21 protein-coding genes are annotated in these 24,438 nt (G+C 68.5%); 10 read left to right on the top strand and 11 right to left on the bottom strand.

Annotated elements, in window-relative coordinates:
• Nucleotides 1–91 precede the first annotated feature (91 nt).
• The 5 genes from KZC51_RS09645 to KZC51_RS09625 are packed head-to-tail and all read left to right on the top strand — an operon-like array spanning nt 92 to nt 5,031.
• On the top strand, nt 92–1,603 hold the full coding sequence (locus KZC51_RS09645; protein WP_247629765.1) for an ABC transporter substrate-binding protein: 1,512 nt from the start codon (nt 92–94) through the stop codon (nt 1,601–1,603).
• Nucleotides 1,604–1,620: 17 nt separating this feature from the next.
• On the top strand, nt 1,621–2,571 hold the full coding sequence (locus tag KZC51_RS09640; RefSeq protein WP_247629764.1) for an ABC transporter permease: 951 nt from the start codon (nt 1,621–1,623) through the stop codon (nt 2,569–2,571).
• A complete protein-coding gene (locus tag KZC51_RS09635; RefSeq protein ID WP_247629763.1) occupies nt 2,568–3,437 on the top strand; it encodes an ABC transporter permease in 870 nt (289 codons plus the stop codon). The genes KZC51_RS09640 and KZC51_RS09635 overlap by 4 nt, the downstream gene beginning before the upstream one ends.
• Nucleotides 3,434–4,225, top strand: coding sequence for an ABC transporter ATP-binding protein (locus KZC51_RS09630; RefSeq protein WP_247629762.1), 792 nt, complete (start codon nt 3,434–3,436; stop codon nt 4,223–4,225). Before KZC51_RS09635 ends, KZC51_RS09630 begins: the two co-directional genes overlap by 4 nt.
• Entirely contained in the window at nt 4,222–5,031 is an 810-nt protein-coding gene (locus KZC51_RS09625; protein WP_247629761.1) for an ABC transporter ATP-binding protein, read from the top strand. The genes KZC51_RS09630 and KZC51_RS09625 overlap by 4 nt, the downstream gene beginning before the upstream one ends.
• Here KZC51_RS09625 and KZC51_RS09620 read toward each other — a convergent pair.
• Genes KZC51_RS09620 through KZC51_RS09610 form a run of 3 tightly spaced genes read right to left on the bottom strand, consistent with a single transcriptional unit; the run spans nt 5,028 to nt 7,168 of the window.
• A complete protein-coding gene (locus KZC51_RS09620; RefSeq protein WP_247629760.1) occupies nt 5,028–5,648 on the bottom strand; it encodes a GNAT family N-acetyltransferase in 621 nt (206 codons plus the stop codon). The two genes, KZC51_RS09625 and KZC51_RS09620, sit on opposite strands and share 4 nt — an antisense overlap.
• A 9-nt stretch (nt 5,649–5,657) precedes the next feature.
• On the bottom strand, nt 5,658–6,383 hold the full coding sequence (locus KZC51_RS09615) for a uracil-DNA glycosylase (protein WP_247629759.1): 726 nt from the start codon (nt 6,381–6,383) through the stop codon (nt 5,658–5,660).
• A gap of 2 nt (nt 6,384–6,385) precedes the next feature.
• Complete coding sequence (locus KZC51_RS09610; RefSeq protein WP_247629758.1) at nt 6,386–7,168, bottom strand: SDR family oxidoreductase; 783 nt, start codon at nt 7,166–7,168, stop codon at nt 6,386–6,388.
• Between the two features lie 147 nt (nt 7,169–7,315).
• Between KZC51_RS09610 and KZC51_RS09605 the strand changes: the two genes are divergently transcribed.
• Together KZC51_RS09605 and metX are read left to right on the top strand one after the other, a co-directional pair.
• Nucleotides 7,316–8,638 (top strand): bifunctional o-acetylhomoserine/o-acetylserine sulfhydrylase, encoded by a 1,323-nt coding sequence (locus tag KZC51_RS09605; protein ID WP_247629757.1) that lies wholly within the window; start codon nt 7,316–7,318, stop codon nt 8,636–8,638.
• Between the two features lie 280 nt (nt 8,639–8,918).
• On the top strand, nt 8,919–10,127 hold the full coding sequence (gene metX / locus KZC51_RS09600; RefSeq protein WP_247629756.1) for a homoserine O-acetyltransferase MetX: 1,209 nt from the start codon (nt 8,919–8,921) through the stop codon (nt 10,125–10,127).
• Nucleotides 10,128–10,141: 14 nt separating this feature from the next.
• On the opposite strand, the gene KZC51_RS09595 is transcribed toward metX, so the two are convergent.
• Nucleotides 10,142–10,747, bottom strand: a complete 606-nt coding sequence (locus tag KZC51_RS09595; protein ID WP_247629755.1) for an NUDIX hydrolase — start codon at nt 10,745–10,747, stop codon at nt 10,142–10,144.
• 9 nt (nt 10,748–10,756) lie between these two features.
• Nucleotides 10,757–11,986 carry an MFS transporter gene (locus KZC51_RS09590; protein ID WP_247629754.1) on the bottom strand — a complete coding sequence of 410 codons (1,230 nt, stop codon included), beginning with the start codon at nt 11,984–11,986 and terminating at the stop codon, nt 10,757–10,759.
• Between the two features lie 152 nt (nt 11,987–12,138).
• On the opposite strand from KZC51_RS09590, the gene KZC51_RS09585 reads away from it, so the two are divergent.
• A complete protein-coding gene (locus tag KZC51_RS09585) occupies nt 12,139–13,023 on the top strand; it encodes a hypothetical protein (RefSeq protein WP_247629753.1) in 885 nt (294 codons plus the stop codon).
• Between the two features lie 5 nt (nt 13,024–13,028).
• On the opposite strand, the gene KZC51_RS09580 is transcribed toward KZC51_RS09585, so the two are convergent.
• The 3 genes from KZC51_RS09580 to KZC51_RS09570 are packed head-to-tail and all read right to left on the bottom strand — an operon-like array spanning nt 13,029 to nt 15,464.
• The gene (locus KZC51_RS09580; RefSeq protein WP_247629752.1) at nt 13,029–13,376 is read right to left on the bottom strand and encodes a thiamine-binding protein; all 348 of its coding nucleotides are present in this window, start codon (nt 13,374–13,376) and stop codon (nt 13,029–13,031) included.
• A gap of 4 nt (nt 13,377–13,380) precedes the next feature.
• Nucleotides 13,381–14,619 (bottom strand): glycosyltransferase family protein, encoded by a 1,239-nt coding sequence (locus KZC51_RS09575; RefSeq protein WP_247629751.1) that lies wholly within the window; start codon nt 14,617–14,619, stop codon nt 13,381–13,383.
• Nucleotides 14,616–15,464 carry an NAD(P)H-hydrate dehydratase gene (locus KZC51_RS09570; protein ID WP_247629750.1) on the bottom strand — a complete coding sequence of 283 codons (849 nt, stop codon included), beginning with the start codon at nt 15,462–15,464 and terminating at the stop codon, nt 14,616–14,618. Before KZC51_RS09570 ends, KZC51_RS09575 begins: the two co-directional genes overlap by 4 nt.
• Before the next feature lie 56 nt (nt 15,465–15,520).
• On the opposite strand from KZC51_RS09570, the gene KZC51_RS09565 reads away from it, so the two are divergent.
• On the top strand, nt 15,521–16,588 hold the full coding sequence (locus KZC51_RS09565) for an NADH:flavin oxidoreductase/NADH oxidase (RefSeq protein WP_247629749.1): 1,068 nt from the start codon (nt 15,521–15,523) through the stop codon (nt 16,586–16,588).
• 66 nt (nt 16,589–16,654) lie between these two features.
• On the opposite strand, the gene KZC51_RS09560 is transcribed toward KZC51_RS09565, so the two are convergent.
• The 3 genes from KZC51_RS09560 to guaB1 all read right to left on the bottom strand — a co-directional run bounded on the left by KZC51_RS09560 (nt 16,655) and on the right by guaB1 (nt 20,596).
• Nucleotides 16,655–17,716 carry a hemolysin family protein gene (locus KZC51_RS09560; RefSeq protein WP_247629748.1) on the bottom strand — a complete coding sequence of 354 codons (1,062 nt, stop codon included), beginning with the start codon at nt 17,714–17,716 and terminating at the stop codon, nt 16,655–16,657.
• Nucleotides 17,713–19,029, bottom strand: a complete 1,317-nt coding sequence (locus KZC51_RS09555; RefSeq protein WP_247629747.1) for a hemolysin family protein — start codon at nt 19,027–19,029, stop codon at nt 17,713–17,715. Before KZC51_RS09555 ends, KZC51_RS09560 begins: the two co-directional genes overlap by 4 nt.
• A gap of 112 nt (nt 19,030–19,141) precedes the next feature.
• Entirely contained in the window at nt 19,142–20,596 is a 1,455-nt protein-coding gene (gene guaB1 / locus KZC51_RS09550; protein WP_247629746.1) for a GMP reductase, read from the bottom strand.
• Nucleotides 20,597–20,756: 160 nt separating this feature from the next.
• On the opposite strand from guaB1, the gene KZC51_RS09545 reads away from it, so the two are divergent.
• Nucleotides 20,757–24,425 (top strand): multifunctional oxoglutarate decarboxylase/oxoglutarate dehydrogenase thiamine pyrophosphate-binding subunit/dihydrolipoyllysine-residue succinyltransferase subunit, encoded by a 3,669-nt coding sequence (locus KZC51_RS09545; protein WP_247629745.1) that lies wholly within the window; start codon nt 20,757–20,759, stop codon nt 24,423–24,425.
• Nucleotides 24,426–24,438: the final 13 nt, after the last annotated feature.

The following is a 24,438-nucleotide window of genomic DNA, read 5'->3' as shown; positions in this document are numbered from 1 at the left end:
TTCCATTCCATCGTCTGCTCTCCCCCCGACCACTGATCCCTAGGCTCGACCCACCGGCACACAGCACCTGCCGCACCGAGAGGAAATGTCCATGTTCCGACGCACCCGTCGTCTCGCGCTGATCTCCGCGCTCGCGGCTACAGCCGTGATCCTGAGCGCCTGCTCCGGCACCCCCGAGCCGGCAGCGACCTCGACCGGCACCCCCGACCCCGACGCCACCCTGCAGGTCGGCCTCGTGCTCGAGCCCACCAACCTCGACATCCGCCACACCAGCGGCGCAGCGATCGAACAGATCTTGATCGACAACATCTATGAGGGCCTGGTCACCCGCACGCAGGAGAACGAGATCGAGGGCCGCCTGGCCTCGGACTACACGGTCTCCGACGATGGTCTCACCTATACCTTCACCCTGAACGACGGCATCACCTTCCACGACGGCACCGCACTGACATCCGCCGATGTGGTCGCGTCGTACGAGACCGTACGCACGGATGAGACCGTGCAGGGCAATGCGGAGTTCGCCCCCGTCACCTCGATCACGGCGCCGGATGGAAAGACGGTCGAGATCAAGCTCTCCGAGCCGAACCAGAACTTCCTGTTCGCGCTGACCGGCCCGGCCGGTCTCGTGTTCAAGGCAGACGACACCACCGACCTCAAGACGGCGGAGAACGGTACCGGCCCGTTCACTCTGACGCGCTGGAACAAGGGCAGTACGATCACCTTCGCCCGCAACGACGACTACTGGGGCGAGAAGGCCGGCCTGGCCGAGGTCGAGTTCCAGTACATCCCGGACTTCACGGCCGGTGTGAACGCGGCTCTGGCCGGAGACGTGCAGGTGCTCACCGCCGTCGACCCGAACCTGGCCTCCCAGCTCGAGGGCGACTTCACGCTGACCAAGGGCCGCACCACCGACAAGGCGACGCTGGCCTTCAACAACAAGAAGGCTCCCCTCGACGACGTCCGCGTTCGTGAAGCGCTGCGACTGGCGATCGACCACGACGCGCTGATCGAAGCCGTGGGCGCGGGAACGACGCTGTACGGTCCGATCCCCGAGCTCGACCCAGGCTACGAGGACCTCTCCGATGTCATCTCCTACGACCCCGAGAAGGCCAAGGAACTGCTGGCCGAGGCCGGACAGGAAAACCTCGAGCTCACCCTGACGATCCCGTCGTTCTACGGGACGACCGTGCCGAAGGTGCTCATCTCCGACTTCAACAAGGTCGGCGTGACGCTCAAGGTCGACTCGGTGGAGTTCCCGACCTGGCTCGAAGACGTCTACACCAACCACGACTACGACCTGAGCTTCGTGCTGCACGTCGAGCCGCGCGACTTCGGCAACTTCGCCAACCCGGACTACTACTTCGGATACGACAACGCCGAGGTGCAGGACCTGTACTCGCAGGCGCAGGCGGAGGTGGACCCCGACAAGTCCGCCGCGCTGCTCGCGAAGGCCGCTCGCATCGTCTCCGAGGACCACGCCGCCGACTGGCTGTACAACGGCGAGACCATCACGGCCGTCGACCCCACGGTCTCCGGATTCCCGGAGGACTCGATCAACTCGCGCATCAACCTCGCCGACGTCACCGTGTCGGCCGAGAAGTAAGCGGCGGTCGCCACCTCGTGATCCGCTACGCGCTCGTCCGAGGAGCCCTGCTCATTGCAGGGCTCCTCGTGTCGAGCGTGCTCATCTTCCTCACCCTGCGTGTGTTCCCCGGCGATGTCGCTCAGCTGATCGCCGGCACACAGGCCTCCCCCGCCGAAGTCGAGGCGCTGCGGGAATCGCTGGGATTGAACCAACCTCTGCTCGCGCAGTACACCGACTGGATCGGCGGCATCTTCCGCGGTGACCTCGGCACCTCGCTCCTCTCCGGCGCGTCCGTCGGCGAGGAGCTGTTCCTCAAAGCGCAGGTCACAGTGCCGCTCGGCATCATGTCGCTGCTCATCGCCGTACTGATCGCGGTGCCGTTCGGCATCCTCGCCGCGATTCTGCGCGGCCGTCGCGGGGGTACAGCCCTCAGCATCGGTGCGCAGGCACTGGCCGCCGTACCGGTCGTCTGGGCGGGAATGATGCTGATCGTCGTGTTCTCCGTCTGGCTGGGCTGGTTGCCGCCGCAGGGGTTCCCGCGCACCGGATGGTCGACTCCGGGCAAGGCCATCGAATCGCTGCTGCTCCCGGCGCTGACCATCGGCATCGTCGAGGGCGCCATGCTCATGCGCTTCGTGCGCAGCGCCACGCTGCAGGCGGCAGGGCAGGACTTCGTGCGCACCGCCGCCGCGAAGGGACTCACCCGCACACGCGCACTCATCCAGCACGGCATCCCCGCGGTGGGACTCTCCATCATCACGGTGCTGGGGCTCCAGGTCGCCGGCATCATCGTCGGATCCGTCGTGATCGAGCAGCTGTTCACGCTTCCGGGCATCGGACGCATGCTGGTAGCCGATGTCGGCACCCGTGATCTGATCAAGGTGCAGAGCGAGCTGCTCGTACTCACCGGCTTCGTCCTCGTGGTGGGATTCCTCGTGGATCTGCTGCACCGGACGATCGACCCCCGACAGCGGGAGGCGGCATGACCCCGCTCTGGCTCCGCCGGCTCTGGCAGACCGCCACCGGCCGATTCGGTCTCATCGTCGTCGCCGTGATCGCGGTGACCGCGATCGTGTCGGCGTTCTGGACGCCGTTCGATCCGCAGTCCTCCGACATCGGCGACCGTTGGCTCCCGCCGAGCTGGCCACATCTGCTGGGCACCGATGACACCGGGCGCGACATCCTCAGCCTCATCATGGCCGGCTCTCGCACGGCCGTGTTCGTCAGCGTCGGCGCCGGCATCGTCGCCACCGTGATCGGCATCGCCCTGGCCGCGCTCGGCGCCCTCACCACCCGGTGGATCCGTGAGACGGTCGCGGTCTTCGTCGACCTCCTCATCGCCTTCCCCGTCCTGCTGATCGCCATGATGATCTCCTCGGTCTGGGGCGGATCGCTGTGGGTCGTCATCTGGGCGGTCGGCATCGGGTTCGGCGTGAACATCGCCCGTGTCACGCGCCCCGAGCTGCGCCGCGTGCAGCAGAGCGACTTCGTGCTGGCGGCCAAGGCCTCGGGGCTCACCCCTGCACAGAGCCTCGTGCGGCACCTGCTGCCCAACGTGGCCCCCGTGTTCATCGTGCAGCTGTCATGGTCGATGGCGGTGGCCGTGCTGGCCGAGGCGGGTCTGTCATACCTCGGCTTCGGAGCCTCCGTGGTCGAGCCGAGCTGGGGAATCCTGCTCGCCGACCTGCAGCGCTATGTCGGCGTGCATCCGCTATCGGTGATCTGGCCCGGCCTCACGATCACGATCACAGTGCTCGCACTGAATCTGCTCGGCGACGGACTGCGAGAGGCGACCGACCCGACGCTGCGCCACCGCGCCGCCGAGACCCACATCCCGGCGGTGGTCGCATGACGCTCTCCGTGCAGGACCTGGTCGTCGAGATCGACGGACGCCGGGTCGTCGACGGCATCTCCTTCGACGTGCCTGACGGTGCCCGCCTCGGCCTGATCGGCGAATCCGGATCGGGCAAGTCGCTCACGGCATTGGCCGTGCTCGGCCTGCTGCCCGACGGCGCGACCACGAGCGGGAGCATCCGCTGGAACGGCACCGAGCTGATCGGCCGGCCCGACCGGGAACTGGCCCGACTGCGCGGTGACGACATCGGCATCGTGTTCCAGGAGCCGCGAACCGCCCTCAACCCGATCCGGACGGTGGGCCGTCAGATCGCAGAGTCCATCCGCATCCACGAGCGGATCGGTCGACGAGAGGCCCGTGCACGCGCGATCGCCGAGGCCGCCCGCGTGCGCCTCCCCGATCCCGCATCGATCGTGGATCGCTACCCCCACCAGCTCTCCGGAGGACAACGTCAGCGCGTGGCGATCGCGATGGCACTCGCGTGCCGCCCGAAACTGCTGATCGCCGATGAGCCGACCACGGCGCTCGATGTGACGATCCAGGCGGAGATCCTCTCGTTGCTGCTCTCCCTCGTCGAGGAGGAGGGGATGTCGCTGGTGTTCATCACGCACGATCTCGCCGTGCTCGCCCAGGTCGCGACCGAGGGCGTGGTGCTGGAGCACGGACGGGTGGTCGAAGCCGCCTCTGTGCAGCACCTGCTCACGGCTCCCACGTCGCCGATCACACAGGGGCTGCTGCGCGATGCGACGGCGACGCTCTGGCGTCCGGATGGAGGCGCGCAGTGAGTCTGATCGAAGCACGCGGACTGCGCCGCGACTTCTTCGTGCCGAAGCGGTCGACCTTCGAGCGCTCCCGCACGCAGACCGCGCTCGCCGCGACCGACCTCGACGTCGCCGAGGGGTCGGCCCTGGGCATCATCGGCGAATCCGGATCCGGCAAGTCCACGCTGATCCGTCTGCTGCTCGGCCTCGACCGGCCGACGAGCGGCACCGTGCGCGTCGAAGGGCGCACGGTGGATGCATCCGCCTCCGCGAAGTCGCTGCGTTGGCTGCGCCGAGAGACGGGGCTGGTATTCCAGGATCCCTATGCGTCCCTCGACCCCCGCATGTCGGCGGGACAGATCGTCGGCGAGCCCCTGTGGGCCCTCGACATCGAGGGCGACCGCCGTGCCCGCGTGCGCGAGGTGCTCGCGCAGGTCGGGCTCGAACCCGACATGGCGGATCGCTACCCGCACGAGTTCTCCGGCGGGCAGCGCCAGCGGATCGCGCTCGCCCGCGCCATCGTGCACCGCCCGCGGATCCTGATCGGCGACGAACCACTCTCGGCGCTCGACGTCACGGTGCGCGCGCAGATCCTCGAGCTGCTGATCGAGCTGCGCCGCACCACGGACCTCACCCTTGTGCTCGTGTCGCACGACATCGGTGTGGTCCAGAACCTCTGCGACACGATCGTCGTCATGAAGGACGGGGCGATCGTCGAGCGAGGCTCGACACCCGACGTGCTGCTGCACCCCCAGCACGGCTACACGAAGGCGCTGCTCGCGGCGATCCCGGTGATCCCCGCGGGCGACTCCGGCACCGCCGCGCTCTAGCGGCCGCGGCTCGACGAGAAGAGTCCGCGGCGCCGGCCGCTCGGACGCAGTGCACGCCGCATGTAGACCGTGCCGAGTTCGCGACCGAACTTGTAGCCGACGCGGCCCATGCGCCCGGCCTCCTCGAAACCGAGCTTTGCGTGCAGGCGGATCGATGCCTCCGCGCCGCTGTCGCTGATCACGGCGACCATCTCGCGGATGCCGATCTGTTCACACGCGTCGATCAGCGCCTGCAGCAGCGCGGCTCCCAGACCCTTCCCTCCAGCGCCAGGGCCGAGGTAGATCGAATCTTCGACGGTGTAGCGGTAGGCGTTCTTCCCCGCCCACGGCTGCGCGAGCGCATAGCCGAGCACCACGCCGGCCGGTGAGACCGCGACGAGGAATGGCAGATTCAACTTCGTGAGCAGTGCGAACTTCTCCCGCCAGTACGGAATGCTGCTGCGCCGTTCGTCGAGAGTCACGGCGGAGTTGCTCACGAAGTGGTTGTAGATCTCGCGCACGTGCGGGAGGTCTACGGCCCTGACCGGCCGGATGGTGTAAGAGAAGACCTCGACCGGAACGGCGGGGCGCAGATGACGAGGAAGGACACGGCGTCGGTCCCCCGGTTCGAACTGCATGCGCCCAGCTTAGGGAAAGGGGGGCGCTGAGGGAACGAGGGGCTCGCCCTCCACCCGCCAGTCCACCGGTGCCGCGCCCATGCCCGCAAGCACCGCATTCGCGCGCGAGAACGGACGGGAGCCGAAGAAGCCTCGGCGGGCCGACAGCGGAGACGGATGCGCCGAGGCGATCACCGGAGTCTCACCGAGAAGCGGCTGCAGGTTCGCAGCATCCTTGCCCCACAGGATCGCGACCAGCGGTTGCTCGCGCGCCACGAGCGTGCGGATCGCCAACTCGGTCACCTTCTCCCATCCCCAGCCGCGGTGAGAGCCCGCGGCGCCGGGCTGCACCGTGAGCACGCGGTTCAGCAGGAGCACGCCCTGGTCGCTCCACGCCGTGAGGTCGCCGTGCGGGGCAGGCGGAATGCCGAGGTCGGTCTCGCGCTCCTTGTAGATGTTGCCGAGACTGCGCGGCAGCGGGCGGACCTCTCGGTCGACGGCGAAGGACAGACCGATCGGATGCCCTGGCGTGGGGTACGGGTCCTGACCGGTGATGAGCACCCGCACATCGGCGAGCGGCCGCTGGAACACGCGCAGCACATTGCGCCCCTCGGGCAGATACCCGCGGCCCGCCTCCTGCTCGGACCTCAACCGCTCCCCCAACGCGGTGATGTCGTCCTGTGCCGGAGCGAGCGCCTGCGCCCATCCGTCGTCGATCTGGCCGTCGGCGGCGAGCTCGGAGAGAGTCCGCGCCATCGTCAGTCGATGGAACGCACGCGCAGCGGCCCGCGCGCGAGGAGGTGCTGGGCGGACTGTGCGACCGGACGCATCGTGATCTGGTCGAGGTTCACGTGGCCGGGCGACTCCAGCGCGTAACGGATGACGTCGGCCACGTCGTCGGCAAGAAGCGGAGCCTCCACCCCGGAGTAGACGGCCTCGGCCGCCACTGCGTCACCACCCAGGCGGTTGAGCGTGAACTCCTCGGTGTGCACCATGCCGGGGGCGACCTCGACGACGCGGATCGGCTCGCCGTTCAGCTCCTGTCTGAGCACACGCACCAACATCGCCTCCGCCGCCTTCGCGGCGTTGTATCCGGCCCCACCTGCATAGGCGGTCTGCGCGGCGGTCGAGGTGACGAAGATCGTGTCGGCGTGGCCGTCGGCCGCCGCGGCACGACGCAGCGACGGCAAGAGACCGGCCACGAGACGCTGAGTGGCGAGCACGTTGGCGTCGAACATCCACTGCCAGTCCTCGATCGATGCATCCTCGACACGATCGGTCCCGCGGGCACCACCGGCGACCTGCACGAGCGCATGCACGGGGCCGGACTTCTCGAGCTCCGCGACGAGCGCGTCGACGGCATCGGGGTTGGTCAGGTCGCAGGCGATCGCCGATGCGCCGGTCTCCGCGGCGAGCGCCGAGAGACGATCCTCTCGTCGCGCGACGCCGACGACGTCCCATCCGCTGGATCGGAGAGCGCGCACCGTCGCCGCACCGATTCCCGAGCTCGCACCTGTCACCACTGCACGTCTGTTGGCCATGCCTCCACCGTACGATGTTCCGTGTCTTTTCGGCGGCTCCCACTGTTACGTCACATTTCCCACCCGTTGTTGACACGACCCGAAGTTCCGTACTCTCGCTGAAACGGCATCTGCCATCGACCTTCCACGAGTTCCAGGGGGAACAACATGTCCGCACCCGAGACCTGGCGTTTCGAGACCAAGCAGATTCACTCGGGCGCCGCTCCCGACCCGGTCACGAAGGCTCGCGCCACGCCGATCTACCAGACCACCTCCTACGTCTTCGACAGCGCGGACCACGCGGCGAACCTCTTCGCCCTCGCGGAGTTCGGCAACATCTACACCCGTATCCAGAACCCGACGCAGGATGTGCTGGAGCAGCGCCTCGCCGCTCTGGAGGGGGGCACCGGCGCTCTCGTCCTCGCCAGCGGTCAGGCCGCCTCGACCTTCGCCGTGCTGAACATCGCCGAAGCCGGCGACCACTTCGTCGCCTCGAGCTCCATCTACGGCGGCACCTACAACCTGTTCAAGTACACGCTCGCGAAGCTCGGCATCGAGGTCACATTCGTCGAGAACCAGGACGACCCCGAGGAATGGCGTCGCGCCGTCCGCCCGAACACCAAGCTGTTCTTCGCGGAGACCATCGGCAACCCCCAGATCAACATCCTCGACATCCGCACGGTCGCCGACGTCGCGCACGAGTCCGGCGTGCCGCTCATCGTCGACAACACGATCGCGACGCCATACCTGATCCGTCCGTTCGAGTTCGGCGCCGACATCGTCGTCCACTCGGTCACCAAGTTCCTCGGCGGCCACGGCACCACCATCGGCGGCGCGATCATCGACGGGGGCTCGTTCGAGTGGTCGAAGAACGTCGAGAAGTTCCCGGGCCTCACGGTTCCGGACCCCTCTTACCACGGCGCGAGCTACACGGCCGCGGTCGGCGACGCGCTCGCGTACATCATCAAGGCGCGCGTGCAGCTGCTGCGCGACCTGGGCTCCGCGATCGCTCCGCAGAGCGCCTGGAACCTCATCCAGGGCATCGAGACGCTGTCGCTGCGTATCGAGCGCCACGTGCAGAACGCGCAGGAGATCGCCGAGTGGCTCGACAACCGTGACGACGTCGCGACGGTCAACTACTCGGGTCTGCCTTCCTCTCCCTGGTACGCGAAGGCGAACGAGTACGCCCCCAAGGGTGTCGGTGCCGTGCTGTCCTTCGAGCTCAAGGGCGGCGTGGAGGCCGGTCGCGAGTTCGTGAACAGCCTCTCGCTGTTCAGCCACCTCGCCAACATCGGCGACGTGCGCTCGCTCGTCATCCACCCGGCGTCCACCACGCACGCCCAGCTGACTCCGGAGCAGCAGCTCACCGCGGGCGTCACCCCCGGTCTCGTGCGTCTCTCGGTGGGTATCGAGAACATCGAAGACCTCAAGGCCGACCTCGACCAGGCCCTCGCCGCGGCTCGCCGCGTCACGGAGGCCGCTCGCGCCTGAGTCTCCTCCTCAGAGAACAGAGATGCCCCGGACCGGAAGGTCCGGGGCATCTCTGCGTCACGGCCGTTCTGCGCGCCGCTCGATGCCCGCCCGTGCGACTGTCGCTCAACTGTCCAGCTCGATCGAGTACCGCGCACGCCTCACCCGCCACGGGAAACGCCCGGGGAGGATGCGGAACACGCGACCATTTGGGCCTCTGACCCGGGCAACTCCGCGGCATCGCGGGCACCCGCACCGTAACTTTCGGCGGACAGTCGTCCAGCCAGGCGAGAATGGAGCCATGGACTGGCAGACGACCTCCGAGGACACGGTGCCATCGGCGCCCGTGACGGAGGCCGATGTGCGCCTGCTGCGCGCGCGCCCTCCCGCCACGGGAGCCTGGCGTGATGGCGACCCGGTCGGCGGGCGACGGTTCGCCTCGTTCGGGGCGTTCCGCACCGAGAGCGGGAGCGAGCTGCCCGGCATCCGCCTCGCCTACGAGACCTGGGGCGAGCTGAACAAGGCACGCGACAACGCCGTGCTCGTGCTGCACGCCCTCACCGGCGACAGCCATGTGCGCGGCCCCGCCGGTGCCGGGCACCCCACGGCCGGCTGGTGGGAGGACCTCACCGGTCCCGGCGCCCCCCTCGACACCGACCGCTGGTTCCTGATCGCCCCCAACATGTTGGGCGGATGCCAGGGGTCCACCGGACCGGCGAGCGTCGCCCCCGACGGCTACGAGTGGGCCTCACGGTTCCCCTACCTGACGATCCGTGACCAGGTGGCGGCGCAGGTACGTCTCGCCGACGCCCTGGGGATCGACCGCTGGGCGGCGGTCGTCGGCGGCTCGATGGGCGGTATGCACGCCCTGGAGTGGGCGATCACGCATCCGGAACGCGTCGAGCGTCTGGCGGTGCTCTCCTCTCCCCCGGTGACCACCGCTGACCAGATCGCGCTGAACACCGTGCAGATCGGCACGATCCGCATGGACCCCCGGTTCCAAGGCGGCGAGTACTACGACCTGAGCGACGGAGACGGTCCGCACCGCGGCCTGGCCCTCGCCCGACGCATGGCCCTGCTGAACTACCGCAGTCCGATCGAGCTCAACCAGCGCTTCCAGCGCTCCTGGCAGTCGGATGTGTCGCCGCTCGGCCACGGTGGACGATTCGCCGTCGAGTCGTACCTCGATTTCCACGGCAACAAGTTCACGCGCCGCTTCGATGCGAACAGCTACATCACGCTCGTCGAGGCGATGAACTCGCATGATGTCGGCCGCGACCGCGGTGGCGTCGAAGAGGCTCTGCACGCGGTCACCGCGACCACGCTCGTGCTCGGCATCGACAGCGACCGGCTCTTCCCCGTCGACGGGCAGCACCGGATCGCCCGCAGCGTCCCGAACACTCTCGACGGCAACGAGGCCGTGGTGCTCGCGAGCGACTTCGGCCACGACGGCTTCCTGATCGAGAGCGAAGCGGTCGGCACGCATCTGCGGCGACTGCTCGAGAGCTGACCACGGGACTCGGCTCAGGCGGGGCCGAACGTCCAGGGCAGGCGTGAGGCGTCAAGCCGCCCCTGCGCCCATTCGAACGCGCGGCCCTCGTCGTGCACACGCGTCTGGAACACGTCGGCGGTGCCGGCAGCGGCGAGAACGGATGCGATGTCATCGAACGCCGTGAGCCTGTGCAAGGTCATCCAGGTCGGCGGGAACAGTGTCCACGCGCCGGCGCCGTGTCGCTCGAGGGCGGACGCCGGGCTGACCCACGCGATCTCGCTCACCTCATCGGCCGAGGGCGATGGCTGCTGATCCGGGGCCGCAGCCAGGAAGAACCAGGTGCGGATGCGGGTCGGCGCCTCGCGCGGCGGCTGCCACTGCGACAGGACCACGAGCTCGCCGATCTCGAGGCCGACCTCTTCGAGAGTTTCGCGGATACCGGCACGGCGGGCATCCTCTCGCTCTGATCCACCGGGTCGCCGGTCGATCTCCTCGACCTTCCCACCGGGGAAGACCCATGCGCCCGCGAACGATCCGCGATCGGGGCGTCGGATCAGCAGCACCTCGAACCCGGCCGCAGCGGGGCGCAGCAGCACGACGGTGCCGGCGACGGGCAGGGACTCTTCGGGGTCGCTCACCCCGTCACTCTACGACGCGACCCGTACCGGAGCCGCGGGTCGACGCGCTTCGATCCGGTACGACACCAGCGCGATCAGCAGTCCCGCGATCGCCAGAGCCGCGCCGGTCCAGGCCGGAGCGGTGAAACCCCATCCGAGGGCGATCACGACGCCACCCAAGAACGCCCCGAGACTGTTGCCGATGTTGAGTGCAGAATGGTTCATCGCCGCGGCGATCGACTGGTTGTCGCCGGCGACGTCCATGAGCCTCGTCTGGATCGTCGGGCTGAGCACCGACGACACGAATCCGACGACGAAGACGAGGAGGCTCAGGCTCACGATCCAGAAAGCCAGCAGCGCCAGCATCGCGAACACCACTGCCATCGCCGCGAGTCCGTAGAGGAGCGTGCGGCGCAGGTCGATGTCGGCCAGGTGCCCACCGACCAGGTTTCCCGCCGTCATCCCGAGGCCCATGAGCACGAGCACGATCGGCACGAACCAGTCCGGCGCTCCGGCGACCTCGGTGACCAGCGGTGCGACGTAGCTGTAGACCGCGAAGAAACCCCCGAAGCCGATCGCACCGACGCCAAGGGTGAACCACACCTGGCGGATGCGGAACACCCCGAGCTCCTGGCGCATCGTGCGTCCGGGTTCACCGGGGCGCTTCGGCACGAAGAACGTGATGCAGAGCGTGGCGAGGGCGAAGACGAGGGCGACGACGGCGAACGCCGCCCGCCATCCGAACTGCTGGCCGAGATAGGTGCCCAACGGCACCCCGACCACGTTCGCGACCGTGAGCCCGGTGAGGATGAACGCCACTCCCTTAGCACGGTTGCCCGGGCCCATCACATCGGCCGCGACCAGCGCGCCGATGCCGAAGTAGGCGCCATGTGGGAGGCCCGCGAGGAAGCGAGAGATCCCGACCAGCTCGAACGTCGGGAGGACCACGGTGAGCGCGTTGAAGATGGTCAGTGCGAGGGCGAGCACGATCATCACTCGGTGCCGCGGATAGCGGGCCACGAAACCGGCGATCGTCGGTGCGCCGATGACAACACCGAGCGCGTACAGCGAAATCAACCAGCCGGCCTGGCTCAGCGCGTCCTCCTGGCTGGTCGCCCAGAGCGACGGGAGCAGGTCGGAGGAGATGTTGGGCAGCAGGCCCATGATCACGAACTCGGTCATGCCGATTCCGAAGCTGCCGATGGCGAGAGAGAGGAGCGCCCTCTTCGCCGCACCCCTCGATTGAGTCGAGGGATTCACCTGACCATGCTAGCGGTCACCGGCGCGCTCGATCTCGGCCTCGGTCGTGTGGCTGTGTTCGGGGCGATGCCCGCGACGTCTGCGGAGCGGAGAGCCAGTCGCCGAATAGGATCCGATCGAGTGATCCCCAGACCAGAGCGATCAGGAGAAAGATGTCCCGCCGTTCCCGCCGTGCCGCCGAATTGACCTTCTATCAGGAGGGCGCTGCCGCGGCCAGACAGGCCAAGGACTACCTTGCGGATGCGGCGCAATCGCACTGGCAGCGTTGGGGAGAGAAGACTCTCCTCACAGCCACCTGCGTGGCGACAGCAGGCTCACTCATCTTCATCGGCGTGCAGTCCGTCGCCGCGCTGGACGCCGCGCAGGCGGCAGCAGACCAGGCTGCCGCAGCGACCCAGACCCTCAACGCCCAGCTGCGAGCGAACGACCATGAGTTTCTTGCATCCGTGACACTCGACATCGCCGCCGAGGGGATCGTGATCAAGAACTCTGCGTTGAGCCCACTGTCGTCGACGGCGTACTGGTTCTTGCAGTCGACCGACGGATGGTTGGACGAGGTCGAGGGAGGCATCGCCGGCATCGCCGCCTGCTCGCGGATCACCATTCCCTGGGACTTCTTGGAGACGGCGAAGCCTGACACCGGCGAAGGCGAGGAATTTTCGATCTTCTTCCACGACGAACCGGATGTCGAGGAGCTTCACCTCGCGCTCCAGGCGCCGTCGGGCCAGTGGTATCTCAAAGGGGCGAGCGGGTCGCTGTACTCGATCGAGCTGCACGACACTGTCTCGGAAGGCACGCACCGATCCGCTCAGCCCTCCACCGAGCCAGGCGCCATCGTGTCCTACGCGTACGAAGCCACAGATCAGGGCATGCGAGCATTGCACAGCGCCGAAACGTATCGAGTCGCGCCGGACACCTATTGGGAAGGCGCGGACGGTGTGAACGTCTACACAGCCGAGACGATCGTGAACGGCGACGCGATCACCGTCGGGGCGTTCACGCCGGGACTGCAGACCGAACCTGTGGATTGTCGCTGAGCAGACTATGCCGGGTCCACGGCACCCGCCACACCCCCGTCGAGCGCCGCCTCCAGCCGCTCGATCTTCGCGTCGAGCTCGCCCGTGTACCCGGGACGGATATCGGCCTTGAGCACCAGCGACACCCGCGAACCGAACGGCATGACGGCCTCGGTCGCACGCTTGACCACGTTCATCACGGTGTCCCAGTCCGGGCCCTCGATCTCGGTGAACATGCTCGTGGTGCGATGAGCCAGACCCGACTCACGCACGACCTTGACGGCGGCGGCGACCGCGTCATGCACGGAGTCCCCTGCACGTTCCTGTCCTTCGGCGGGGGTTCCACTGGGGGCGACGGAGAAGGCGATCAGCATGGTTTCACTCCTGATGGTTCGATGAGCGGACGGCGGGCACCCGCACCAAGGCGCGGATGCCGACGATGAGAAGGACGATGAGCAGCAGGTTGCGCAGTGTGAGGACGAGGACGGGCAGCAGGTCCGCGGCAAGCAGTGCGTCGTAACTGAGCGGGTACACGAGGCAGGTGAGGGCGCAGAGCACGAGCACCAGCAGGGCGGGCACCCGTGCTCTGGCCGAATCCGACACCAGCCAGATCACCACCGGTGCGATCAGCCAAGTCTGGAATTGCGGGGAGCCGACCTTGTTCGTGACGATGAGCACCGCGACAAGCGCCAGCGCCAGCGGCGGGAACAGTCGGTGGAACGAGGCGCCGCCCAGCGTCTTGACCGCTCCGAGCGCCGTGATCGCGATCACCGCGACCACCATCAGCGGGGTGAGCAACGCCTGCACACCATCCACGCCGTCCGCCGAGATCTGGAAGGTGAGGATCTCGAAGCTGTACTCGATGCGCGCGCTGCCGGCCACCGCGAGCCAGAGGAAAGGCGTCGCCGCGACGGCCTCGATCTGCAGACCTCGGCCGGTCTGCTCGGTGAGGAAGCCGAGGATCTCGTTATCGGCGCCCAGCAGCACGAGCAGCACCATCATGCCCGCCGTCACCGCGGCGGCGGCGATCAGCACCTGCAGGCGCGCCCGCACCGCGACCGCGGCGGCGATGACCAGGGCGCCGGGCCAGATCTTGATCCATGCTCCGACCGTCAGCAGAGCGGCGGCGAGCGCCGGCCGCGTCGACAGCCAGAGTCCGCCGACGACGGCGATCGGCACGGTGATCGCATCGATCCGGTACAGGGCGATCGGCCCGAGGAACAGGAGCGCGGCACACCAGAACCACCCGGCCGTGATGCGCGGCCGTGACGGAGACCGCCCGAGCAGCGCGGCGAAGGCGAGCGCGTCGAGCGCGGTGACCAGAACAGCCCAGGCGATCAGGTAGGCGCCGGACGCCCCGAGCAGAGGCACGAGAGGCATGGACAGCGCCTTGGTGAGCAGCATCGGCACGAGAGCGAGCTGCGGATACACCCAGGTCTCGGTGACCCCCACGATCGCGCCGCCGCCCAGCGCCGACGACGCCCAGGGCTCGTAGACCAGCACGACATCGCCCATGGGCTGACTGGGGTAGATCCATCCGACCCAGGCGGTGAGCAGGTGCGCGGCGAGGAAGACGATCCACAGCGCCGCGAGCCGTGCAGTGTGCCGGCGCGTCATGCGAGCAGGTCCGCGATCGCCGTCGGGAGGGCTTCCGCGACGTCCATGGCGACGATCGGGTGGCCTGGTCCCTGGCGTTCTCCGGCTCCGATCGCATCAGCCGCCAGACGACCGGCATACCCGTGGAGCCAGGCCGCAGCGGCCGCCGCCTCGGCGAGCGGTGCGTCGAGGTTCGCGGCCAGCAGCGCACCGAGCACCCCGCCGAGCACGTCACCGCTTCCGGCGGTCGCCAGCCAGCCGGTGCCGGCGGAGACCTCGATCACGCGTCCCTCGGTATCGGCGACCAGTGTGCGCGCCCCCTTGAGGAGCACCGCACCGCCCAGCCGCGCAGCGACCTCGACAGCAGCCTCTGCGCGCTGTGCATCGTCCGATGGTGTGAGGCGCAGCTGCGCCCGCAATCGTGCGAACTCCCCCGCGTGCGGGGTCACCACGAATGGCGCTGCGCTTCCGGCGGCGAGGTCGAGCGCGCCGGCATCCACGACGACGCGTGCGGTCCCGGCGAGGATCTGCCGCAGCGCCGCGGTCTCCTCGTCGGTGCGGGTCGCGGCGTCCGTGCCGGAGCCGATCACCCAGGCGTCGATCCGCGTGCGCCCTGTGTCGGCGGCGACGACCGTCTCCGGGCGCCGCGCGATCACGGCATCCGCCGCACGCCCCTCGCCCACGTAGCGGACGAATCCGGAGCCCGCCCGCCAGGCCGCCTCGGTGCCGAGCACGGCAGCTCCCGGGTACATCGCCGACCCCGTGCGCAGGGCCACGACACCGCGCGAGTACTTGTCATCACCCGACGACGGCACCCGCAGGAATCGTGCGGTATCGCTGCGGGACCACTCGCGCACCTCGACCATGACTCCACGTTAGCCGGACGGCCCTCGTGACACTCACCGCGGAGTACCGTCGAACGGTGAGCATCCTCTTCTCCCCGCTGCGCATCCGATCCGTCACCTTCCGCAACCGCCTGTGGGTCTCCCCCATGTGCATGTACAGCGCCGTGGACGGCGTCGTGCAGGAGTGGCATCACACCCACCTCGCCCAGTTCGCCTCGGGCGGCGCCGGGCTGATCATCGCCGAGGCGACGGCCGTCGTGCCGGACGGGCGGATCTCCCCGCGAGACGTCGGTCTGTGGAACGACGAGCAGCGCGACGCGTGGGTTCCGATCGTGCAGGCGATCCACGACCGCGGCGCGGTCGCCGGCGTGCAACTCGCTCATGCCGGCCGCAAGGCGTCGACATGGTGGCCCTGGGCTGAGGGCTCGGGTTCGGTGCCCGCTGCCGAGGGCGGCTGGACGACGACCGCTCCCTCCGACATCGCCTACGAGGGCTTCGCCGCACCGGTCGCGCTCGACGCCGACGGCATCGAGCGGATCGTCGACGCGTTCGCCGCCGCCGCCCGCCGCGCCCTCGACGCCGGGTTCGACGTGCTCGAGCTGCACGGCGCGCACGGGTACCTCCTGCACCAGTTCCTCTCTCCGCTGTCGAACCTCCGCGAGGACGAGTACGGCGGCCCCCTCGAGAACCGCGCCCGACTGCTTCTGCGTGTCGTGGATGCCGTGCGCGCGACAGCCGGCGACGACGTACCCCTGTTCGTGCGCATCTCCGCCACCGACCATGCCGAGGGCGGCTTCACGCCCGAGGAAGCCGCGACCGTCGGCACATGGGCCGAGGAGCACGGCGCCGACCTCATCGACGTCTCCAGTGGAGGTCTGGTCGCGCACCAGCAGATCAGCGTGTTCCCCGGCTACCAGGTGCCGCTCGCCGCGACCGTGCGCCAGGGCGGCAGGATCCCGGTGTCTGCCGTCGGCCTGATCACCGCAGCGGCCCAGGCCGAGCAGGTGCTGGCAGACGGAGCGGCGGATGCGATCTTCGCGGGGCGCGAGTGGTTGCGCGACCCGCACTTCGCGCTCCGCGCCGCGCACGAGCTCGGCGCCGAGGTGGCCTGGCCGCCGCAGTACGAGCGCGCGCACTGGCGCTGACCTCGCTCCACACCGCGACGGGCCGCCGACCCGCAGGGAGCCGACGGCCTGTCGCGCGGAAGAAGGTCAGTGTCCGCGCACGCGACGCGTCGCGTCCTGCACCTCTCCGACGAGCTCCTCCAGGATGTCCTCGAGGAACAGCACAGCCGTCGTCTGACCCGCGGCATCGCGCACCTTCGCCAAGTGGCGTCCGGCCCGGCGCATGACCGCGAGCGCATCCTCCAGGTCCGTGTCCTCCTGGACGGGCACCATGTGGTGGATGCGCTTCGAGGGGATCGGCTCGATCATCTTGGTCTCGACGTCCGGCCCCTCGGAGGCGCGCAGGATGTCCTTCAGATGCACGTAGCCGATCGGGACCGCATCGTCGTCGACGATCACGTAGCGCGAGAACCCGTACCGCGCGACCGCCTTCTCGATATCGTCCGGCGTGGTCGACTGCGGCAGCGTCACGAGGTCGCTCAGCGGCACCGCGACATCCCGCGCCTTCTTGTCGGTGAACTCGACGGCCGCCGCCACCGTGCCGGCGGTGTCCATCAGCACACCCTCCCGCCGGGACTGGTTCACGATGGTCGCCACCTCATCGAGCGTGAACGTCGACGCCGCCTCGTTCTTCGGCTCCACGCGGAACAGTCGCAGCACGCCGTTCGCCGCCGCGTTGAGCGCCCAGATCACCGGCATGAACACCTTCGACACCCACACGAGCGGTGTCGCGAGGATCAGCACGGCGCGGTCGGGCACCGAGAACGCGAGGTTCTTCGGCACCATCTCGCCGAACACCACGTGCAGGAACGAGACGATCAGCAGAGCGATCACGAACGACACGGCATCCACCGCGCCGTCCGGCCAGCCGAATGCGTGCAGCGGCACGGCGAGCAGGTGATGGATCGCGGGTTCGGAGACGTTCAGGATCAGCAGAGAGCAGATCGTGATGCCCAGCTGGGAGGTCGCGAGCATGAGCGTCGCATGCTCCATCGCGTACAGGGCGGTCTTGGCCGCACGCGAGCCCTGCTCGGCGCGCGGTTCGATCTGCGAACGCCGCGCGGAGATCACTGCGAACTCGGCGCCGACGAAGAAGGCGTTGGCCACGAGCAGCACGACCAACCAGGCGAGTCCTCCCCAATCGCTCATCGGGGGGCCACCTCTCCTGGCTGATTCGGACTCGGGACATAGCGGATGCGGTCGACCCGCCTGCCGTCCATGCGGACGACCTGCAGCACGCCGCTGTCGACGGAGACCTCGTCGCCGACGGCGGGGACGCGCTCCAGGACACTCATGACGTAGCCGCCGACCGTGTCGTAGACCTCGCCCTCCGGCACATCGACCCCAGCCCGCTGGCGCAACTCGTCCGGGCGCAGCTCGCCGGGGAACGTGACACCGTCACGTCCGCGGATCACGCCGGCGCGCGTACGGTCGTGCTCGTCGGCGACCTCGCCCACGAGCTCTTCGATCAGGTCCTCCAGGGTCACCAGACCGGCGGTTCCCCCGTACTCGTCGACGACGACGGCCAGTTGATAGCCGCGAGCCCGGAGCTCCGAGATGAGGGCGTCGACGTGCACCGTCTCCGGCACGCGCAGCGGCTCGGTGGACAGAGCACCGACTGGCACCTCGGTGCGGCGCTCGCGCGGCACCGAGATGGCTGCCTTCAGATGCACGACTCCGGTGATGTCGTCGAGGTCGTCGTCGTACACCGGGAAGCGGCTGTGACCGGTACGCCGGGCGAGCTGGATGACGTCATCGGCGGAGTCGCCCGCCGCGATCGCATGCATGCTCGGGCGGGCGGTCATGACATCGGCCGCGGTGAGCCGGGCGAAGGTCAGCGTGCGGTCCAGCAGCGTGGCCGTATCGGCCTCGAGCAGCCCGGCGTTCGCCGAGCGGCGCACCAGCGAGGACAGCTCCTCGGCACTGCGCGCGCCGGAGAGCTCCTCCTTCGGTTCGATGCCCATGCTGCGCAACACGCCGTTGGCGCTCCCGTTGAGCACGACCACGGCCGGCTTGAAGATCGTGGTGAAGGCGATCTGGAACGGGATGACCAGCTTCGCGGTGGCCAGAGGCAGCGCGAGGGCGAAGTTCTTCGGGACGAGCTCTCCGAGGATCATCGACAGCACGGTCGCGACCAGCATCGCCACGATCGTCGCGATGGGTGAGACCGCCGCCTCCGGGATGTTCCAGGCGATCAGCGTCGGGCCCAGGAGGTTCGACAGCGCGGGCTCCATCGTGTAACCGGTCAGCAGCGTGGTCAGCGTGATGCCGAGCTGCGCCGACGACAGGTGCGTGGAGGTGTGCTTGAGTGCGCTGATGGTGAGCGCGAGTCGGGATTCCCCGCGCGACTGCCGCGCCTCGAGTTCCGCGCGGTCGAGATTGACCAGTGCGAACTCGCTCGCGACGAAGAGGCCGGTGCCGACCGTGAGCAGGAGCCCCACGCCCAACATGATGTAGTCCATCAGTGGTTCCTCTCCGATGAGAGAGGCGGACGGTGGGGCGAGGTACTGCAACTGGGAGGGTCGTCCATGGTGACGACGATTCTACCGAAATCCTCTGAGATCGCGACGCGGCTCACCAGCTGACGGGCAGGGCCTTCCCCTCCTCGTATCCCGCGGCCGACTGGAGGCCGACCAGTGCGCGCTCGTGGAACTCGGGAACCGATGCGGCTCCCGCGTAGGTGAACGAGGACCGCACGCCGGAGGTGATCATGTCGAGCAGATCCTCCACGCCGGGGCGCAGCGGGTCGAGGTAGATCTTCGACGACGAGATCCCCTCGGCGAAGAGCTCCTTGCGTGCCCGCTCATAGGCGTCGAGCCGCTCGAAGCGGGCCTGGACGGCCTTGGTCGACGCCATCCCCCACGATTCCTTGAAGATGCGCCCATCGCTGTCGCGCTGGAGCGCGCCCGGCGCCTCGATCGTGCCGGCGAACCACGAGCCGATCATGACGGATGCCGCGCCCGCGGCGAGCGCGAGGGCCACGTCGCGCGGGTAGCGCACTCCCCCGTCCGCCCAGACATGGGCGCCGAGCTCCCGCGCAGCCTGCGCGGTCTCGAGGACCGCGGAGAACTGCGGTCGGCCGACCGCCGTCATCATGCGCGTCGTGCACATCGCTCCCGGCCCGACTCCGACCTTGAGGATCGTCGCTCCGGCGTCCACGAGGTCGTTCACGCCATCGGCGGTGACGATGTTGCCCGCGACGATGGGGATGTCGAGGCCGAGCTCGGCGACAGCGCGCAGGGCACGCAGCATCCCCTCCTGGTGGCCGTGCGCGGTGTCGACCACGAGCACGTCGACCCCGGCGGCGGCGAGCGCCCTGGCCTTCGACGCGACGTCGCCGTTGATCCCGACGGCCGCGGCGACGGCGAGACGGCCGTCGCGGTCGAGAGCCGGGCCGTACAGCGTCGACCGCAGAGCGCTGCGTGCGCTCAGCGTGCCGACCAGGTGTCCGTGGTGGATGACGGTGACCATCTCGACCCCGGCGTCGGTGATGACGTCGAACGCGTGCCGCTCGGATCCGATGTCGTCCGCGTCGAGCGACGGGGTACCGGTGCGGACCAGGTCGCCCAGCTGCGCGTCGGGCAATGCGGTGGCCAGGCGGGTCGCCGGCAGGATGCCGAGGATCTGATCGACCTCGATCTCTCCCCTGCCGTGGGCGACGACGATGCCATGGCCGGCCGTCGCCGGCAGGAGCCGGAGAGCATCGGCGACGGGAGCATCGGGCGAGAGCACGAGAGGCGTGTCCCACAGCACCGGCTGCGCCTTCACGTCTCGAATCGCCTGATCGAGATCCTGCAGCGGCATGTCCTGCGGCAGCACACCGATGCCTCCGCGGCGGGCGAGCACGGCTGCCAAGCGCGGGCCTGTCACGGAGTTCATGTTGGAAGCCACCAGCGGCAGGGTCGCCGGCGTGCCGTCCTGCGGGGCGAGATCGACCTGCAGACGGCTGGTGACCGCGGACCTGCGCGGCACCAGGAACACATCCGAGTAGGTCAGATCGACGGTCGGCTGCTCACCAGAGAACTCCATGTCTCCACGCTACTCAGATCGTGGGGATCTGGGCGTATGGTTCGACGATTCCCAGAGGGAAACACGTTAGGCTTGTGGATCGAGAGTGTGCGAGCCCGAGCGCATCTTTGCGCCGCGTGCCCACACAGTGAGATTCATCGATGAAAGAGGGCGATCGAGCGTGTCGAACCAGGTGACCGGCGTCGGGGGCGACGGGGGGTTCGGAGCCAATTCCTGGCTCGTCGACGAGCTCTACGAGCAGTTCAAGGCGGACCGCGACTCCGTGGACAAGGAGTGGTGGCCGATCCTCGAGAAGTACCACTCCGACACCACCGGCGCAGCTGCTCCTGCGGAGCCGACGGGGCAGCCCGCGCACCCGGTCACCGCTCCCATTCCCGTGATCGGCTCACAGCCCGTCGCACGCACGACCACCAAGCCGGCCGCTGCCGCTCCCATCCCCGCGCAGGCGCCGAAGCCCAGTGCGAAGGAAGCCGCCGAGTCCGCTGAGGAAGACAAGGTCACCCCGCTGCGTGGTCTCCCCAAGACCCTCGCCGCGAACATGGACGAGTCGCTGACCGTCCCGACGGCGACCAGCGTGCGCACGGTGCCGGCGAAGCTGATGATCGACAACCGCATCGTCATCAACAACCACATGGCGCGCACGCGCGGTGGCAAGGTCAGCTTCACCCACCTCATCGGCTGGGCGCTCATCCGCACGCTCGACGAGTTCCGCAGCCAGAACGTGTTCTACGCCGAGATCGACGGGAAGGCATCGGTCGTCGCCCCGGCCCACGTGAACCTCGGCATCGCGATCGACCTCCCCAAGCCCGACGGCACCCGCGCGCTCATGGTGCCCAGCATCAAGCGCGCCGACACCATGACGTTCACGGAGTACCTGGTCGCCTACGAGGACCTCGTCACCCGCGCACGCAACAACAAGCTGACCGCCGCCGACTTCCAAGGCACCACGGTGTCGCTGACGAACCCCGGCGGCATCGGAACGGTGCACTCGGTCCCCCGTCTGATGAAGGGCCAGGGCTGCATCATCGGCGCCGGCGCCCTCGAGTACCCGGCCGAGTTCCAGGGCGCGAGCGAGAAGACGCTGAACGAGCTGGCGATCGGCAAGACGATCACCCTCACCAGCACCTACGACCACCGCGTGATCCAGGGCGCCGGCTCCGGCGAGTTCCTCAAGAAGGTGCACGAGCTGCTCATCGGGCAGCGCGGCTTCTACGACGACATCTTCGCCGCTCTCCGCATCCCGTACGCCCCGATCCGCTGGAACCCCGACATCGCGGTCGACCTCGCCGAGCGTGTCGACAAGCAGTCCCGCGTGCAGGAGCTCATCAACTCCTTCCGCGTGCGCGGTCACCTCATGGCCGACATCGACCCGCTCGAGTACGTCCAGCGCTCGCACCCCGACCTCGAGATCGAGAGCCACGGACTGACGTTCTGGGACCTCGACCGCGAGTTCGTCACCGGCGGATTCGGCGGGCGTCGCGTCGCCAAGCTTCGCGACATCCTCGGTGTGCTCCGTGACTCCTACTGCCGCACGCTCGGCATCGAGTACATGCACATCCAGGACCCGGAACAGCGCCGCTGGTTCCAGGAGAAGGTCGAGCTCAAGTACCAGAAGCCCGGCCACGACGAGCAGCTGCGCGTGCTGCGCAAGCTGAACGAGGCCGAGGCGTTCGAGACGTTCCTGCAGACGAAGTTCGTCGGCCAGAAGCGCTTCTCGCTCGAGGGCGGCGAGTCGCTGATCCCTCTCCTCGACGAGATCCTCCAGGGCGCGGCGACCGCCGGCCTCGAAGGCGCTGCGATCGGCATGGCCCACCGCGGCCGCCTGAATGTGCTCACCAACATCGCCGGCAAGACGTACGGCCAGGTGTTCCGCGAATTCGAGGGAACCCAGATGCCGGGCAACCAGCGCGGCTCCGGCGATGTGAAGTACCACCTCGGCACCGAGGGCACGTTCGTCGCCGACGACAAGTCGGAGCTTCCGGTCTACCTCGCGGCGAACCCCTCGCACCTGGAGACGGTCGACGGCGTGCTCGAGGGTATCGTCCGCGCCAAGCAGGACCGCAAGCCGATCGGCACCTTCGCCTGGCTGCCCATCCTCGTGCATGGCGACGCGGCCTTCGCCGGCCAGGGCGTCGTGGTCGAGACGCTGCAGATGTCGCAGCTGCGCGGCTACCGCACCGGTGGCACGATCCACGTGGTCGTGAACAACCAGGTCGGATTCACCACCACGCCGAACGACGGTCGCACCTCGGTGTATTCCACCGACGTCGCCAAGACCATTCAGGCTCCGGTCTTCCACGTGAACGGCGACGACCCCGAGGCCGTCATCCACGTCGCGCAGCTCGCGTTCGAGTACCGCGAGCGCTTCCACCGCGACGTCGTGATCGACCTCGTCTGCTACCGCCGCCGCGGACACAACGAGGGAGACGACCCCTCGATGACGCAGCCGCTGATGACGGATCTGATCCAGGCCAAGCGTTCGGTCCGCCGGCTCTACACCGAGTCGCTCGTCGGCCGCGGTGACATCACCGAGCAGGAATACGACGAGGCGAAGGCCGACTTCCAGAACCGTCTGGAGATCGCGTTCGCCGAGACACACGCCGCCGAGACCGGCGCCCTGCCGGTCGCTCCCGAGGCCCTCCCCGTCGAGGACCAGGTCGGAGCCCCCGAGGTCACCGGTGTACCGAGCGAGGTCATCCGGCTCATCGGCGATGCGTTCGTGAACAAGCCAGAGGGCTTCACGGTGCACCCGAAGATCCAGCAGCTGCTCGAGAAGCGCCTCGACATGAGCCGCAACGGCAACATCGACTGGGGCTTCGGCGAACTGCTGGCGTTCGGATCGCTGCTGGTCGAGGGCACCCCGGTACGCTTCGCCGGTCAGGATGCGCGACGAGGAACCTTCGTGCAGCGTCACGCCACCCTGCACGATCGCGCGAACGGCCAGGAGTGGCTGCCGCTGTCGAACCTGTCCGATGCGCAGGGCCGCTTCTTCATCTACGACTCCCTGCTGAGCGAGTACGCGGCTCTGGGCTTCGAGTACGGCTACTCCGTCGAGGCGCCTGAGGCGCTCGTGCTCTGGGAGGCGCAGTTCGGCGACTTCGTCAACGGCGCCCAGTCCGTGATCGACGAGTACATCTCCGCCGCAGAGCAGAAGTGGGGCCAGCAGTCGAGCGTGACGCTGCTGCTCCCCCACGGCTACGAAGGTCAGGGACCGGATCACTCCTCGGCACGCATCGAGCGCTTCCTGCAGCTGTGCGCCCAGGAGAACATGATCGTGTCGCGTCCGTCGACGCCGGCGTCGTACTTCCATCTGCTGCGCCGCCAGGCCTATGCACGCCCCCGGAAGCCGCTGATCGTCTTCACACCGAAGGCCATGCTGCGACTGCGCGGCGCGACGAGCCCCGTCGAGGCCTTCACGCAGGGTCGCTTCGAGCCGGTGCTCGACGACGACCGCGGCCTCGACCGCAGCGCCGTCAAGCGCGTACTCGTGCACTCGGGCAAGGTGCATTGGGACCTGCGAGCCGAGCTCGAGAAGAAGCCGAACCCCGAGATCGCGCTCGTCCGGATCGAGCAGCTGTACCCGACGCCGATCGATGAGCTCAAGGCGATCACGGACTCCTACCCGAACGCCGAGCTGGTGTGGGTGCAGGAGGAGCCGGAGAACCAGGGCGCCTGGCCGTTCCTGGCGCTGGCTTTCGCCGACGTGCCCGGCGACCGCTCCTTCCGTCCGGTCGCCCGCACGGCGTCGGCGTCGCCCGCCACCGGTTCCTCGAAGGTGCATGCCGCCGAGCAGGCGACCCTGCTGCGCGAGGCACTCACTATCGACTGATCAGCAGGACGGA

It is taken from the genome of Microbacterium croceum, assembly GCF_023091245.1.
GTDB lineage: Bacteria > Actinomycetota > Actinomycetes > Actinomycetales > Microbacteriaceae > Microbacterium > Microbacterium croceum.
Note: the sequence above shows the minus strand (reverse complement) of the source record. Positions and strands in the feature narration are given on the sequence as shown.

What these genes read in the sequence shown, in the direction of transcription:
- KZC51_RS09645 (WP_247629765.1), top strand. Translation starts at nt 92, where the DNA reads ATGTTCCGACGCACCCGTCGTCTCGCGCTGATCTCCGCGCTCGCGGCT.
- KZC51_RS09635 (WP_247629763.1), top strand. Translation starts at nt 2,568, where the DNA reads ATGACCCCGCTCTGGCTCCGCCGGCTCTGGCAGACCGCCACCGGCCGA.
- KZC51_RS09630 (WP_247629762.1), top strand. Translation starts at nt 3,434, where the DNA reads ATGACGCTCTCCGTGCAGGACCTGGTCGTCGAGATCGACGGACGCCGG.
- KZC51_RS09620 (WP_247629760.1), bottom strand. Translation starts at nt 5,648, where the DNA reads ATGCAGTTCGAACCGGGGGACCGACGCCGTGTCCTTCCTCGTCATCTG.
- KZC51_RS09615 (WP_247629759.1), bottom strand. Translation starts at nt 6,383, where the DNA reads ATGGCGCGGACTCTCTCCGAGCTCGCCGCCGACGGCCAGATCGACGAC.
- KZC51_RS09610 (WP_247629758.1), bottom strand. Translation starts at nt 7,168, where the DNA reads ATGGCCAACAGACGTGCAGTGGTGACAGGTGCGAGCTCGGGAATCGGT.
- KZC51_RS09605 (WP_247629757.1), top strand. Translation starts at nt 7,316, where the DNA reads ATGTCCGCACCCGAGACCTGGCGTTTCGAGACCAAGCAGATTCACTCG.
- metX (WP_247629756.1), top strand. Translation starts at nt 8,919, where the DNA reads ATGGACTGGCAGACGACCTCCGAGGACACGGTGCCATCGGCGCCCGTG.
- KZC51_RS09585 (WP_247629753.1), top strand. Translation starts at nt 12,139, where the DNA reads ATGTCCCGCCGTTCCCGCCGTGCCGCCGAATTGACCTTCTATCAGGAG.
- KZC51_RS09580 (WP_247629752.1), bottom strand. Translation starts at nt 13,376, where the DNA reads ATGCTGATCGCCTTCTCCGTCGCCCCCAGTGGAACCCCCGCCGAAGGA.
- KZC51_RS09575 (WP_247629751.1), bottom strand. Translation starts at nt 14,619, where the DNA reads ATGACGCGCCGGCACACTGCACGGCTCGCGGCGCTGTGGATCGTCTTC.
- KZC51_RS09570 (WP_247629750.1), bottom strand. Translation starts at nt 15,464, where the DNA reads ATGGTCGAGGTGCGCGAGTGGTCCCGCAGCGATACCGCACGATTCCTG.
- KZC51_RS09560 (WP_247629748.1), bottom strand. Translation starts at nt 17,716, where the DNA reads ATGAGCGATTGGGGAGGACTCGCCTGGTTGGTCGTGCTGCTCGTGGCC.
- KZC51_RS09555 (WP_247629747.1), bottom strand. Translation starts at nt 19,029, where the DNA reads ATGGACTACATCATGTTGGGCGTGGGGCTCCTGCTCACGGTCGGCACC.
- guaB1 (WP_247629746.1), bottom strand. Translation starts at nt 20,596, where the DNA reads ATGGAGTTCTCTGGTGAGCAGCCGACCGTCGATCTGACCTACTCGGAT.